Consider the following 13,562-nt stretch of genomic DNA (forward strand, 5'->3'; position numbering starts at 1 on the left):
TGAAAGCATAATAACAAGGTGATGGCGATGGCGATAAAAACACGATTGAAGGTGATGATTTTCCTGCAGTTCTTTATCTGGGGCGCCTGGCTGGTGACGCTGGGCTCCTATATGATCAACACGCTGCATTTCAGCGGCATGCAGGTGGGAATGGTTTACAGCGCCAAGGGGATCGCGGCGCTGATCATGCCGGGCCTGGCGGGCATCATCGCCGACCGTTGGATGAGGGCCAACTACCTGTATGCGCTTTGCCACCTGCTCGGGGCGCTGGCGCTGTACTGTGCGGCGCAGGTTGAGCAACCGATGCTGATGTTCTGGGTAATGCTGTTCAACGCCATGGTCTATATGCCGACCATCGCGCTCTCCAACGCCATTTCCTATTTTTGCCTGGAGAAGCACGGCTTTGACACGGTAAAGGACTTTCCGCCGGTGCGGGTGTACGGCACCGTGGGATTCATTCTGGCAATGTGGCTGGTCGGTTTCAGCCAAATCGAGCTCAGTAATCTGCAGCTGTATCTGGCTTCTGCGGCGTCGCTGCTACTGTCCGCCTATTCGCTGACGCTGCCGCGCTGCCCGACCAACCGCGCGGCCGAGTCGAAGCGCTGGGTGAGCGTGCTGGGGCTGGATGCGCTGGTGCTGTTTCGCCAGCGGCGCATAGCGCTGTTTTTCCTGTTCGCCATGTTGCTCGGCGCGGCGCTGCAGATAACCAACACCTTCGGCAACCCGTTCCTGCACGATCTGTCGCTCAATCCGCTATATCAGGACAGCCTCAGCGTCCGGTATCCGGCGGTGCTGCTGTCGCTGTCGCAGATCTCTGAAGTGTTCTTTATCCTCACCATTCCCTTTTTCCTGCGCCGTTACGGCATCAAGCAGGTGATGCTGATCAGCATGGCGGCCTGGACGCTGCGTTTCCTGTTCCTGGCCTACGGCACGCCGGTCGGTTTTGGTTTCGTGCTGCTGCTGTTGTCGATGATCGTTTACGGTTGCGCGTTCGACTTCTTTAATATTTCCGGCGCCATTTTCGTCGAGAAGGAGGCCGATCACCGCATCCGCGCCAGCGCGCAGGGGCTGTTCATGACCATGGTCAACGGTCTGGGCGCCTATGTGGGGGCACTCGCCAGCGGCGAAGTGGTGGATTTCTTCAGCCGTGACGGCGTGAAAGACTGGCAGAGCATCTGGCTGGTGTTTGCGCTGTATACGCTGGTGCTGGGGATTGTGTTCGCGTTGAGCTTCAACTATCGCCACTCGCCGCAGGAGAGTGCGGCGGCGGCGCAGTAAGGCTGAGGGCGCTGGATGGCGGCGCCCTGAAACGTCAGGCCTGCGGGAAGCGTTGTTGCAGTTGATGCCGGTCCGGCGGATTGGCGGCGCCGAGGCTGGCCACCACGCAGGCGGCGACCCGGTTGGCCAGATCGACCGCCCGCGGCAGCGGCCAGCCGGCGGACAGCCCCGCCAGCAAACCGGCGCAGTGGGCATCGCCCGCGCCGATGGTATCGATGACGTCCACCGGATAGGCGGGAACGTGCAGCGGCGGCGTGCGGCCGTCACAGATCCAGGCGCCGTCGCGATCCAGGCGGCAGATCAGCGTCAGATTACGGGCGGCGGCATAGCGCTGCGCGGCATCCACGGCGTCGCCGGCGCCGCACAGCGCGGCCACTTCGTCGCGGTTGAGCGTCAGCAGGGTGTGGCTGTCGCTGAGCATGGCGAAGAAATCTTCGCTGAGCTGGGCAATGCGCGGGCCGGGATCGATCAGACGCGGTTGGTCGAACGGCATGCGCGTCAGCCACTCGCGCAGCGCTTCGCCGTTTTCGCCCGCCAGCTCGTAGCCGCTGGCGTAGATCAGGGTGTGTTCCGTCAGCGGCAGCGTGGCCAGCTGCGCTTTATTCCATTGGCTTTCGCAACCGGAAACCGTGATGAAGGTGCGTTCGCCGTTCGGCTCCACCAGCGCCAGGCACCAGCCATTGTCCATCTGGCCGTGGCGCAACAGCACCTCCAGCCCCAGTTCGCCCATGGCGGCTTCGATCGCCGCGCCCCATTCGCCGTTGCCGACCGGCATACCGTTGATCACCGGCACTTCAAGGCGCGTCAGCGCGCGCGCCACGTTGAACGCGCAACCGCCGATTTGCCGCGCCTGCGGCTGGGCTTCGATATCTTCGCCGCTGGTCGGCAGGCGCGGCAGCGTCATCACCAGATCGCCGACCGCGCCCCCTATCACCAGGACAGGCGTTACAGCTTCCCACTCATTCATTGATGTTCTCTGCGTTGGGTCAGGTACAGACCGTAAGCGATCAGACTCACCGCAAACGACACAAACAGCCCCAGGCTGGAGTCGGCAAACAAGCCTTTAGCCAGCGGGCCGTCGATAAAACCGGTTTTGGTGACCAGCAGGCCGCACAGGGCGCCGAGGAACCAGCAGAACAGCGGGGCTTTGCGCACGCCGCGGTTCTGGCCATGCAGGCCGTACAAAGCGTTGCCATCATACCCGTGGTGGCGGCGCAGGCACAGGTAATCGAGCAGGAAAATCGCCTCCCAGGCCGCCAGGAACACCCCGCAGAACACCAGGAAGGAGATGAACGGCCCCATAAAATCGCCGGAGATGAACAGCACATACAGGGCGATACCCAGCACCACCACGGCGTCGATCGATACCGCCAACCACTGTTTGACCTGCACGCCGATGGTCAGCAGGTTAAGGCTGGCGGAATACAGGCTGAGCACCGCGATGGTGACGATGCCGGCGGTGGCGGCCAGCAGATAAGGGATCGCCATCCAGGCGGGCAGCACTGAGCCTATCAGCGTGATGGGATTGGCGGCGTTGGCCAGATCGGGCAGCTGCACGGAAAGCAGAATGCCGGCCAGCATCAGCAGCATCAGCGGCAAACAGGCGCCGCCCATCACCGCGGCGAAAATGCTTTTGCTCGACGAATTCGGGCTTTGATAGCGGCTGTAATCGGCGCCGGCGATCGCCCAACTGATGCCGGTACCGGCGGCGATCACCGAGACCGCCGGCAGGAAGCCGGTCAGCCAGCTGCCGGAAGGCAGCGCCAGCACCTGGCTCCACTCGGTGTTGAACAGGATATAGAGCACCACGATCAGCGTCATGGTGCCGAAGATGCGGCTGAACCAGCTTTGCATCCAGACTACGGTATTCTGCCCCAGCAGGCTGACGACGATAGTGAGCCCGGCGAACAGCAACAGGCTGAGCGCGGTCAGCAGATGGCTGGCCCCCAGCCCGAAGGCCTCGAACAGCGCCGCCAGCGTCAGGGTGCCGGTGATCACGTTGACCGCTTCCCAGCCCATCAGATTGATCCAACTGAACAGGGTAGGCGCCACGTTGCCCTTCAGCCCGAAAATCACTCGCGACAGCGTCAGCGTAGAGGTGCGCCCGCGCTTGCCGGCGAAGCTGGTGAGGCCAACCAGCACGAAGCTGGCGACGCCGAACAAGGCGGCGAGCACCGATTGCAGGAAGGATAAGCCGAAGCCGACGATGATGGCGCCATACACCACGCCGAGAATGCCGATATTGGCTGCCGACCAGATCCAAAACAGCTCGATGGGCCGCCCGGTCTGTTCCGCATCCGGCACCCGGTCGATACCGGTGCTCTCTACCTTCCATGCTTCATTGCGATTGATATCGGTCATAGCAATTGTTCCCTGTTGCGCAGGGCCTTGAGGGCCGCCGCAGTTAACTGAAAAGCGATTTTGTTGGCGCTGCGGCCGCCGCCTCGGATGAGGCTTGCCGACCGCACGGCGCCAATGAGTGTAGACAAAGAGTGGGTCTGCAGCGGAGTTTGGAAGAGAGAGAACGTTTTTATTTGCAGGCATCAGTCCGTTTCACCCGGCGCAAGGGGGATCGCGCGAGGGGATGATGAGCCGTGAGCAAGCTATCCATTAGCACCGTTGCTTATTATTTGTCATTTGTAGTGGCGTCTTGGGCAACGTGACCCATCGGGTACGGCGAGAAGCGGGCAATTCATCCCAAAGGGTCGCCCATCCGCTTCAGCGAACGGGATGCGGACAGCGTATGCCCGCTGCCTGACCATCAGGTGCGTCCTGTCTGGTCGGCAGCGGATTTTTAGTTGTTTTAAAGGTGGATCCCTGGTGTTGGTGCCATTGATGTTTCAACATCAATAAGCACAGATTACGCGCGATCTAGATCCAATGAAAGTCCATTGAATAAAAATTGTGATGTCCCTCTGAAAACATTAGCAATATTTTAGTTATGGTGAGAGGCTTTATCGCCGGATCGGCGATAGGAGAAAGCGAAGTTTGGGCATAGGGCGGAACAAGAGGGCGGGCGAATGACGGATTTTATGGCCTGGCTGCGTGAACATCTGGCGCAGGGGGCGGCGGCGCCGCGCTATATTCAGCTGGCGACGGCGATAGAAACCGCGATCAGGCAGCAGGTGCTGGCAGCGGAGGCATTTCTGCCGCCGGAGCGACACATGGCGGAAGGTTTGGCGCTGTCGCGCGTCACCGTCAGCAAGGCGATGAAACTGCTGGAGGAGAAGGGGCTGATTTCGCGGCAGCAGGGCGTTGGCACCCGCGTGGCGATGCGTATCGGCTATTCCCTCGATAAGGACAGCGGTTTTACCGCTCAGGCGCTGCGTCATGGCAGCAGCGTCAGCAACCGATGGCTGCTGCGCGCGCGGGTCGGCGCGCCGGCCAAGGCCGCGGCGGCGCTGGGGATCGCGGAAGGGGATGAGGTGGTCAAACTGCGGCGTTTACGCTTGTTGAACGGCAGCCCGGTCTCGCTGGAAACCACCTATATTCCGCTGCGCTTCCTGCCTGAACCGGCGCAGCTGGAGCATTCGCTGTATGCGTTATGGCAATCGCGCGGCATCGTGCCTGAAGATAAACACTTTTTGTTGAAGGCGGTGTCCTGCAGCGGCGAGGTCGCCGAGCTGCTCAACGTACCGTGCGGCGCGCCGTTGTTGCACATCATCCAAACCAGCCGCAACGCCCGGGGCGAGGCGCTGGAGTTCAGCGATATCTTGTGCCGCAGCGACGTTTATGAATTCGAGGTGAATGGTTAGCGAAATAACCATGCTCTTTTTGCCACTAGTGCGTATAATCGCCGCCCGGCGATTAATTAACCTGTAAAAAGAGCAGCAGAATGAGCACCACCAGCCTGATCCAACCCGATCGTGAACTGTTTTCTTATAAGCCTTATTGGGCGGAATGTTATGGCACCGCGCCGTTTTTACCGATGTCGCGAGCAGAGATGGATCAACTGGGCTGGGACAGCTGCGACGTGATCATCATCAGCGGCGACGCCTATGTCGATCACCCGAGCTTCGGCATGGCGATCATCGGCCGCATGCTGGAAGCGCAGGGCTTCCGCGTCGGCATCATCGCGCAGCCGGACTGGAGCAACAAAGAAGACTTCATGCGGTTGGGGAAACCGAATCTGTTCTTCGGCATCACCGCCGGCAACATGGATTCGATGATCAACCGCTATACCGCCGATCGCAAACTGCGCCACGACGACGCCTACACCGCCGGCAACGTCGGTGGCAAGCGCCCGGATCGCGCCACCCTGGTTTACAGCCAGCGCTGCAAAGAAGCCTATAAAGACGTGCCGATCGTGCTGGGCGGCATCGAAGCCAGCCTGCGTCGCATCGCCCACTACGACTATTGGTCGGATACCGTGCGCCGCTCGGTGCTGGTGGACTCCAAAGCCGACATGCTGATCTACGGCAACGGCGAACGCCCGCTGGTGGAAGTGGCGCACCGTCTGGCCGCCGGCGAGAAGATCGGCGATATCCACGATATTCGCAATACCGCGGTGATGCGTAAAGAAGCGCTGCCGGGCTGGAGCGGCGTGGATTCCACCCGCCTCGACAAGCCGGGCCGCATCGAACCTATCCCGAACCCGTACGGCGAGGATCTGCCGTGCGCCGACGGCGCCAAACCGAAGGAGCCGGAAGCCAAGCCTGTCACGGTGCGCGCCGCCAAGCCGAAGCCGTGGGAGAAGACCTACGTGCTGCTGCCGTCCTTCGAGAAAGTGAAGGGCGACAAGGTGCTGTATGCGCACACCTCGCGCATTTTGCACCATGAAACCAACCCCGGCTGCGCCCGCGCGCTGATGCAAAAACACGGCGATCGCTACGTGTGGATCAACCCGCCGGCGATCCCGCTGACCACGCCGGAGATGGACAGCGTCTTCGCCCTGCCTTACCAGCGCGTGCCGCACCCGTCCTACGGTCAGGAACGCATTCCTGCCTACGACATGATCCGCTTCTCGGTGAACATCATGCGCGGTTGCTACGGCGGCTGTTCGTTCTGTTCGATCACCGAGCACGAAGGGCGCATCATCCAGAGCCGTTCGGAAGATTCGATCGTTCGCGAAATCGAAGAGATCCGCGACAAAGTGCCGGGCTTTACCGGCGTGATCTCCGATCTGGGTGGCCCGACCGCCAACATGTACATGCTGCGCTGCACCAACCCGCGCGCCGAGCAGACCTGCCGCCGCGCCTCGTGCGTGTATCCGGAGATCTGCACTTATATGGATACCAACCACGAGCCGACCATCAAGCTTTACCGCCGCGCGCGTTCGCTGGAGGGCATCAAGAAGATCCTGATCGCCTCCGGGGTACGTTACGATCTGGCGGTGGAAGATCCGCGCTATATCAAGGAACTGGCGACCCACCACGTCGGCGGCTACCTGAAGATCGCGCCGGAGCACACCGAAGAAGGCCCGCTGTCGAAAATGATGAAACCGGGCATGGGCAGCTACGATCGCTTCAAACAGCTGTTTGATCACTATTCGAAGCAGGCGGGCAAAGAGCAGTACCTGATCCCGTACTTCATCTCTTCGCACCCGGGCACCCGCGATGAAGATATGGTGAACCTGGCGCTGTGGCTGAAGAAGAACCGTTTCCGCCTCGATCAGGTGCAGAACTTCTATCCTTCGCCGATGGCCAACTCCACCACCATGTATTACAGCGGCAAAAACCCGCTGAGCAAGGTGGGGTACAAGAGTGAAGACGTGGTGGTGCCGCGCGGCGAGCGCCAGCGTCGCCTGCATAAGGCGCTGCTGCGTTACCACGATCCGGCCAACTGGGCGCTGATCCGCACCGCGCTGGAAGAGATGGGGCTGAAGCACCTGATCGGCAGCCGCCGCGAGTGTCTGGTACCGGCGCCGAGCATCGACGAGCAGCGCGAAGCGAAACGGCTGCAGCGCCACACCCGACCGGCGTTGACCAAGCATACCGACATCAATCGGCAGCGCACGCCGTCCAACCGGCCGCCGCGCAAACCGATTCGCAAGGCCAAGCCGTAACGACGAGGCCCGCGCGCAAACAAAAAGGAGAACCCTCGGGTTCTCCTTTTTACTTTGGCTAATTACAACCGTTCGTAAGCGGCTTCCACTTTCATCAAATGGCGCGGCGCCTGCGGGGCGGGATGGTATTTGCGCACGTGCCAGTTAAAGGCTTCCGGCGACAGGTTGTTAATCATCGCGATCGCCTGCTGGCGGTTGCTGGAGAAGGTGCGCAGCAGCGCCCCGGTACCGTTGACGTAGGCGATGATGGTGGCGTAGCGCAGCGTGACGGGATTGGCGATCCCTTTAAGCTGTTGTTTTTGCAAGGTGGCCAGATAGGCGGCGCCGAGATCGATATTGGTGTCGGGATCCCGCAGGTCATCGTCGTCCGGGCAGCCGCGTTTGCCTTTGTAGCGGTAGGCGTCGCAGCCGGCGGTATCGGCTTTCAGCTGCATCAGACCGATCGCATTGGATCTGCTCACTGCGGAAGGGTTGAAGCCGGACTCCACCTGGATCATGGCGGTGATCAGCTTGGCGTCCACGCCGTATTCGCTGGCGGCGTCTTGAATGGCGCTATCGAAGGCGTGGCGATCGTAGCTGACGCGCTGTTTCTTGCCGGCGCAACCCGCCAGCACCAGCATGATGCAAAGCATGCCCAGCCGTGACCCGTGTGAGAAAGAGAATTTCATGGTGCTCCGTGCTTGTCTGTTTTTTTAACGGCGTTAACCGGTGGCCGGAGCCTCCGGCGTCGTCATCATAACGTCAGGCGGCGCAAAGGAGCAATGTGCGGGAAGGAAAAGCCCCCTCCGGCGGGAGAGGGCTTGAGGGGGTTACAGGGTATCCGGATCCGGCCCCAGGCGGTTGCCGACGTCCAGCTTGGCGATCTCGCCCAGTTCGTCCTTATCGAGTTTGAAATCAAACACCTCGAAGTTTTCGCGGATGCGCGACGGCGTGACCGATTTCGGGATCACGATAAGGCCGCTGTCCAGGTGCCAGCGCACCACGATCTGCGCCGGAGTCTTCTCGTATTTCTCGGCCAGCGCCTTGATCAGCGGCTGGTCGAATACCCCTTCACCACCCTGCGCCAGCGGGCTCCAGGATTCGGTGGCGATATGGTGCGTGGCGTTCCAGGCGCGCAGCTGGCGCTGTTGCAGCAACGGGTGCAGCTCGATCTGGTTGACGACCGGCGCCACGTTGGTTTCATCCAACAGACGCTGCAGGTGCGGCGTATGGAAGTTGCACACGCCGATGCTTTTCACCAGACCTTGTTCGCGCAGTTTGATCAGTTCGCGCCAGGCGGAGACGTATTGATCCTGCTGCGGGCGCGGCCAGTGGATCAGATACAGATCCACGTAGTCCAGCTTGAGCTTTTCCAGACTGGTTTCCAGCGCCGCCAGCGGATCGCCCTGATCGTCGTTCCACAGTTTGGTGGTGATGAACAGGTCGCTGCGCGGCAGCGCGCTGGACTGCAGCGCGGCGCCGACGCCTTCCTCGTTCTTGTAGATCGCGGCGGTGTCGATGGAGCGGTAACCGATCTCCAGCGCTTTGCTGACCGCGTGGGTGGTCTCTTCAATACTCGCCTGCCAAACGCCGAGACCCAACTGCGGCATCAGATTACCATCGTGGAGTTTGATGATGGGTTGTTGCGTTGTCATGCGCATCTCCTTGTGTACGGATTGCGGCGCCTGCGGCACCGAAACGGCTATAGATAAATTCTAGTTGGCAAAATGGGCGGTTGCCGGGTTTGCCAGCCTAATTTCAGCGGTGGCGGGAGGGCGATTTTCTCCCCGCTCTCCCTGCGAATGAGCGGTAAGACGAAGGGTACGAAACGAGCGGCGGCGCGCTGAGGCGCCCGACTGCGCCCGGCGATCGGCCGAGCGCAGAATGCGGCGAAAAATGGCTGGCGAAGACTAAAGCCTAGCAAAAAATCGCCGTTTTGCGATTAACGCGCCGCTTCATAAATGCGGCGGCTGACGTCCAGGGTGATGTCCTGATGCTCGCCCAGGGCGGTCATGCCGTGCTGCTGCAGCTTGTCGAGCAGCGCGGGAATGCTGCTGCCGTCGAGCTGATAATCCGCCATGCGGGTCGGCACGCCCATCTGCTCGAAGAAGGCGCGGGTGGCGGCGATCGCGTCGTCGATTCGGCTGTCTTCGCTGCCTTCGCGCAGGCCCCAGACGCGTTCAGCGTACTGCAGCAGCTTTTCGCGTTTCTGCGCTTTCTTCTCGTGCAGCAGCGCCGGCAGCACGATGGCCAGCGTTTGCGCGTGGTCGAGGTCGTGCATGGCGGTCAGCTCATGACCCAGCATGTGGGTCGCCCAGTCCTGCGGCACGCCGGCGCCGATCAGGCCGTTCAGCGCCATGGTGGCGCTCCACATCACGTTGGCGCGCACCGCATAGTTCTCCGGCTCGGCCAGCGCGCGCGGGCCGTCTTCCAGCAGGGTCAACAGCAGGCCTTCGGCGAAGCGATCCTGCACCTTGGCGTCGACCGGGTAGGTCAGATACTGTTCCAGGGTGTGTACGAAGGCGTCGACCACGCCGTTGGCTACCTGGCGCGGCGGCAGCGAGTAGGTCACCACCGGATCCAGTACGGCGAAGCGCGGCTGCACCAGCGGTGAGAAGAAGTGCTGCTTGTCGCCGCTGCTCTTCCGGGTGATCACCGCGCCGCTGTTGGATTCTGAACCGGTGGCCGGCAGCGTCAGCACGCAGCCCATCGGCAACGCGTCAGTGATGTGGCTGCCGACGGTCTGCAGAATATGCCAGGCATCGCTGTCGGCCGTATAACGAGCCGCGGCGGCGATGAACTTGGTGCCGTCAACCACCGAACCGCCGCCGACCGCCAGCAGGAAATCGATGTTTTCCGTTTTCACCACCTCGACCGCTTTCATCAGGGTTTCGTAGGTCGGGTTAGGTTCGATGCCGGAGAATTCCCGCACGTCGCGGCCGGCCAGCGCGCTATACACCTGGTCGAGCACGCCGTTTTTCTTCACGCTGCCGCCACCGTAGGTGATCAGAATGCGCGCGTCCGCCGGGATCTGGCCGGCCACTTCGGCGATTTGCTGCTTGCCGAACAGGATTTTGGTTGGGGTATGCAGAATGAAGTTTTGCATGGCTGATTTCTCTCTTTCTGTCAGGCGGGCGCCAAAGCGGCGCAAAGGTTTCTGGCCCGTATTGTCAGCAACCTGGCGGTAACGCACAATGCACATTCCTGTTTGGTTCTTGCCTATTTCTACAGATGACTGTAGAAATAGAGAGTTTTAAATTATGATTTATGCCGAATCGTTCTGACTGTAAGAGGGTGTTTCCGTGACTGAAATCGATGCGCTGCGCAGCCGCATGGCGCGCCAGGCGATGGCTATCGCCACCGGCAACGGCTATACGCCGTCACCGGTGCCGCGGGTGAAGATCCTGTATGTCGATCGCCACTGCCCGCGCCAGCCGGTGATGTACGAACCGGGGATCGTCATCATCTTTCAGGGGCACAAGGTCGGCTATTGCGGCAACAAGGTGTTCCAGTACGATCCGCGCAACTACCTGCTGATGACGGTGCCGCTGCCGTTCGAGTGCGAAACCTTCGCCAGCCCGGAGCTGCCGCTGGTTGGATTGGCGGTCAATATCGATACCCAAATGCTGCAGGACTTGCTGATCGACATCGGCGACGACGACTACCTGATGCAGCCGCGCGCGGAGAGCAACGGCGTAAACCTGGCCGAGCTGACGGAAGAGCTGTTGTGCGCCACCGAACGTCTGCTGGACGTGATGGCCAAGCCGCTCGACGCTCGGGTGTTGGGGCCGCAGATCGTACGCGAGATCCTCTACTACGTGCTGCGCGGCGCCTGCGGCGCGTCGCTGCAGGAGCTGGTCAACCGTCATACCCATTTCAGTCAGATCGCCAAGGCGCTGCGGCGCATAGAAAATCAGTATGCCGAGAGCCTCAACGTCGAGCAGTTGGCCGGCGAGGTCAACATGAGCGTGTCGGCGTTTCACCATAACTTCAAGGCGGTGACCAACACCTCGCCGCTGCAGTACGTGAAGTCGTACCGGCTGCACAAGGCGCGTTTGCTGATGGTGCATGATGGCCTGAAGGCCAGTACCGCGGCGATCCGCGTCGGCTACGAGAGCGCGTCGCAGTTCAGCCGTGAATTCAAACGCCTGTTTGGCGTCACGCCGGGGGATGAAGTCGCCCGGTTGCGCGACGCCAATCCGCTGATGCTGGAGGGGTGAGCCGCCGCCGGGCGGCGGGCTATGGGGTTAGCACGATCTTGCCGAACGGGCCGCGATCGAGGTGATCCAACGCCTGCGGCAGTTGATCGAGCCGGTATACCTGGTCGATCACCGGCTGCAGATTGACGGCGTCCACGGCGCGCACCAGATCTTCCAGCGCGCGGCGGTGGCCGACGCCGATGCCCTGGATCTCCGCCGATTTCAGCAGCAGCAGGCCGGCGGGGGCGGAGATCTCGGCGCCCGCCAGCACGCCGATCACTGAGATGCGGCCGCCCACCGCCACAGCGTGCACCGAGTTGCCCAAATTCGGGCCGCCGACGGTATCGATCACATGGTCGATGCCGCGATCCTGCGTCAGCGCATAAATCGCCTCCACCCAATCGCCGTCCAGCCGGTTGATGCCATGATTGGCGCCCAATGCCAGGGCTCGCGCCAGCTTTTCATCGCTGCCGGAGGTGACATAGACCTCCGCGCCGTGGGCTTTGGCGATCTGCAGCGCGAACAGCGCCACGCCGCCGGTGCCTTGCACCAGCACCGTCTCGCCGGCATGCAGTTTGCCCTGTTCCACCAGCGCGAACCAGGCGGTCAGCCCGGCGCAAGGCAGGGTGCTGGCCTGCACGTCGTCCAGCGACGCCGGCGCCGCCACCAACCAGTCTTCATGCAAAATCACGTATTCCGCCAGCACGCCCTGATAGAAGCCGCCAAGGGTGTGGTAAGGCACCTGGCGCGCATTGCCGTACGGTTTTTGCCGGCCGTCGATCCAGCCGGGGCTGAAGGTAGAAATGACCCGGGTGCCGGGTTGGAAACGGCTGACGCCGGGCCCGACGGCGTCGACCTCGCCGGCCATGTCCGAGGCGGGGGTGAACGACTGCGGCAGCGTCAGCCCCATGCCGCTTTCAATCATCATTTTGTCGCGGTAGTTGAGCGCTACCGCCTTCACTTTCACTCTGATCTCGCGCGGCCCCGGCTGCGGGATCGCGTCGGTGGTCAGCTGCAGGTGTTCACGCCCCAGGGCGTCCATCGTCCAGCGTTGCATCGTGTCGGTCATGATGTTCTCCAAAGTCTGCGATTAACGACCTGTCGATAATATCGTTGATGAAGGTTCGCCAGTGGCGATAAGATTTCCGCAGATTGTTTCTTTTAGAGCGACAAACCATGAGCGATCGATTGAGCGGCATTTCGGTATTCGTCACCGCCGTGGAGGCGGGCAGTTTTGCGTTGGCGGCCAGTCGGCTGCACCTGTCGCGCTCGGCGGTGGGGAAAACGATCGCCCGGCTGGAACAGCGGCTGGGCGTGCGGCTGTTTCATCGCACCACCCGCAGCCAGAGCCTGACCGACGATGGCGCGTTGTTCTATGAGCGTTGCCTGCGGGCGCTGGAGGAGATCCGCGGCGCGGAAACGCTGCTGGAGTCGGGCAAGCGGCAGGTCAGTGGCCGGCTGCGGGTATCGATGCCGGTGTTGTTTGGCCGCATGTGCATCGCGCCGCTGCTGACCGAGCTGACGCGTGAGCATCCCGGCCTGGAGCTGGAGCTGTCGTTCAGCGATCGGGTGGTGGATCTGATTGAGGACGGCTTCGATATGGCGATCCGCAACGGCACGTTGGCCAACAGCAATGGGCTGGTGGCGCGGCGCATCGGCGATCACCGCATGACGCTGTGCGCCTCGCCGGCCTATCTGCAGCGGTGCGGCGAACCGCACAGCATTGAGCAACTGGCTCAGCACGAGGCGGTGACCTATATGCGCGCCGGCGCGCGGCGCAGCTGGCGGGTGCTGGACGAGAACGGCGAGCCGCAGGAAGTGATGCCGAATAACCGATTGCAGATGGACGATTTGCAGGCGATTGCGGATGCGGCGACGGCCGGGTTCGGCATCGCCTGGCTGCCGTGTTGGCTGGTGCGTGAGCAGCTGTTGAGCGGGGCGCTGGTGCGCCTGCTGCGCGATCGGCCCGGCGCCGCCTTTGAAGCGCATGCGGTGTGGCCGCACACGCCTCACCTGCCGCTGAAGGTGCGGCTGGCGGTGGATACGCTGGTGAGCAAGTTGCCGCCTCGCCTGGCGTTGGTCGAGAAAGCGCTGTAGCGCGC

Annotated in this window: 11 protein-coding genes; 5 read left to right on the forward strand and 6 right to left on the reverse strand. The window is 61.9% G+C overall.

The window, feature by feature from the left end:
- The first annotated feature begins 27 nt into the window (after positions 1-27).
- The gene (locus ACUTQY_RS18300; protein ID WP_046688542.1) at positions 28-1,278 is read left to right on the forward strand and encodes a nucleoside permease; all 1,251 of its coding nucleotides are present in this window, start codon (positions 28-30) and stop codon (positions 1,276-1,278) included.
- Positions 1,279-1,312: 34 nt separating this feature from the next.
- On the opposite strand, the gene ACUTQY_RS18305 is transcribed toward ACUTQY_RS18300, so the two are convergent.
- Together ACUTQY_RS18305 and ACUTQY_RS18310 are read right to left on the reverse strand one after the other, a co-directional pair.
- Positions 1,313-2,245: a PfkB family carbohydrate kinase gene (locus ACUTQY_RS18305; protein ID WP_033644619.1), complete on the reverse strand. Its 933-nt coding sequence runs from the start codon at positions 2,243-2,245 to the stop codon at positions 1,313-1,315.
- Complete coding sequence (locus ACUTQY_RS18310) at positions 2,242-3,639, reverse strand: purine-cytosine permease family protein (RefSeq protein ID WP_046687819.1); 1,398 nt, start codon at positions 3,637-3,639, stop codon at positions 2,242-2,244. Before ACUTQY_RS18310 ends, ACUTQY_RS18305 begins: the two co-directional genes overlap by 4 nt.
- A 659-nt stretch (positions 3,640-4,298) precedes the next feature.
- On the opposite strand from ACUTQY_RS18310, the gene ACUTQY_RS18315 reads away from it, so the two are divergent.
- On the forward strand, positions 4,299-5,033 hold the full coding sequence (locus ACUTQY_RS18315) for a GntR family transcriptional regulator (RefSeq protein ID WP_033644622.1): 735 nt from the start codon (positions 4,299-4,301) through the stop codon (positions 5,031-5,033).
- A gap of 80 nt (positions 5,034-5,113) precedes the next feature.
- The gene (locus ACUTQY_RS18320; RefSeq protein ID WP_033651302.1) at positions 5,114-7,282 is read left to right on the forward strand and encodes a YgiQ family radical SAM protein; all 2,169 of its coding nucleotides are present in this window, start codon (positions 5,114-5,116) and stop codon (positions 7,280-7,282) included.
- 62 nt (positions 7,283-7,344) lie between these two features.
- Here ACUTQY_RS18320 and ACUTQY_RS18325 read toward each other — a convergent pair whose 3' ends face one another.
- The 3 genes from ACUTQY_RS18325 to yqhD all read right to left on the reverse strand — a co-directional run bounded on the left by ACUTQY_RS18325 (position 7,345) and on the right by yqhD (position 10,367).
- Positions 7,345-7,950 (reverse strand): transglycosylase SLT domain-containing protein, encoded by a 606-nt coding sequence (locus tag ACUTQY_RS18325; RefSeq protein WP_033644624.1) that lies wholly within the window; start codon positions 7,948-7,950, stop codon positions 7,345-7,347.
- Positions 7,951-8,091: 141 nt separating this feature from the next.
- Complete coding sequence (dkgA, locus tag ACUTQY_RS18330) at positions 8,092-8,916, reverse strand: 2,5-didehydrogluconate reductase DkgA (protein WP_046687817.1); 825 nt, start codon at positions 8,914-8,916, stop codon at positions 8,092-8,094.
- A 287-nt stretch (positions 8,917-9,203) separates the two neighbouring features.
- The gene (gene yqhD / locus ACUTQY_RS18335) at positions 9,204-10,367 is read right to left on the reverse strand and encodes an alcohol dehydrogenase (protein ID WP_046687816.1); all 1,164 of its coding nucleotides are present in this window, start codon (positions 10,365-10,367) and stop codon (positions 9,204-9,206) included.
- Between the two features lie 226 nt (positions 10,368-10,593).
- On the opposite strand from yqhD, the gene ACUTQY_RS18340 reads away from it, so the two are divergent.
- Positions 10,594-11,481, forward strand: coding sequence for an AraC family transcriptional regulator (locus ACUTQY_RS18340; protein WP_202396379.1), 888 nt, complete (start codon positions 10,594-10,596; stop codon positions 11,479-11,481).
- Positions 11,482-11,500: 19 nt separating this feature from the next.
- Here ACUTQY_RS18340 and ACUTQY_RS18345 read toward each other — a convergent pair whose 3' ends face one another.
- Positions 11,501-12,529, reverse strand: coding sequence for a zinc-dependent alcohol dehydrogenase family protein (locus ACUTQY_RS18345; RefSeq protein WP_046687815.1), 1,029 nt, complete (start codon positions 12,527-12,529; stop codon positions 11,501-11,503).
- 107 nt (positions 12,530-12,636) lie between these two features.
- Between ACUTQY_RS18345 and ACUTQY_RS18350 the strand changes: the two genes are divergently transcribed.
- Positions 12,637-13,557 (forward strand): LysR family transcriptional regulator, encoded by a 921-nt coding sequence (locus tag ACUTQY_RS18350; protein ID WP_042785382.1) that lies wholly within the window; start codon positions 12,637-12,639, stop codon positions 13,555-13,557.
- Positions 13,558-13,562 lie beyond the last annotated feature (5 nt).

The organism is Serratia sp. TSA_130.1 (genome assembly GCF_052691795.1).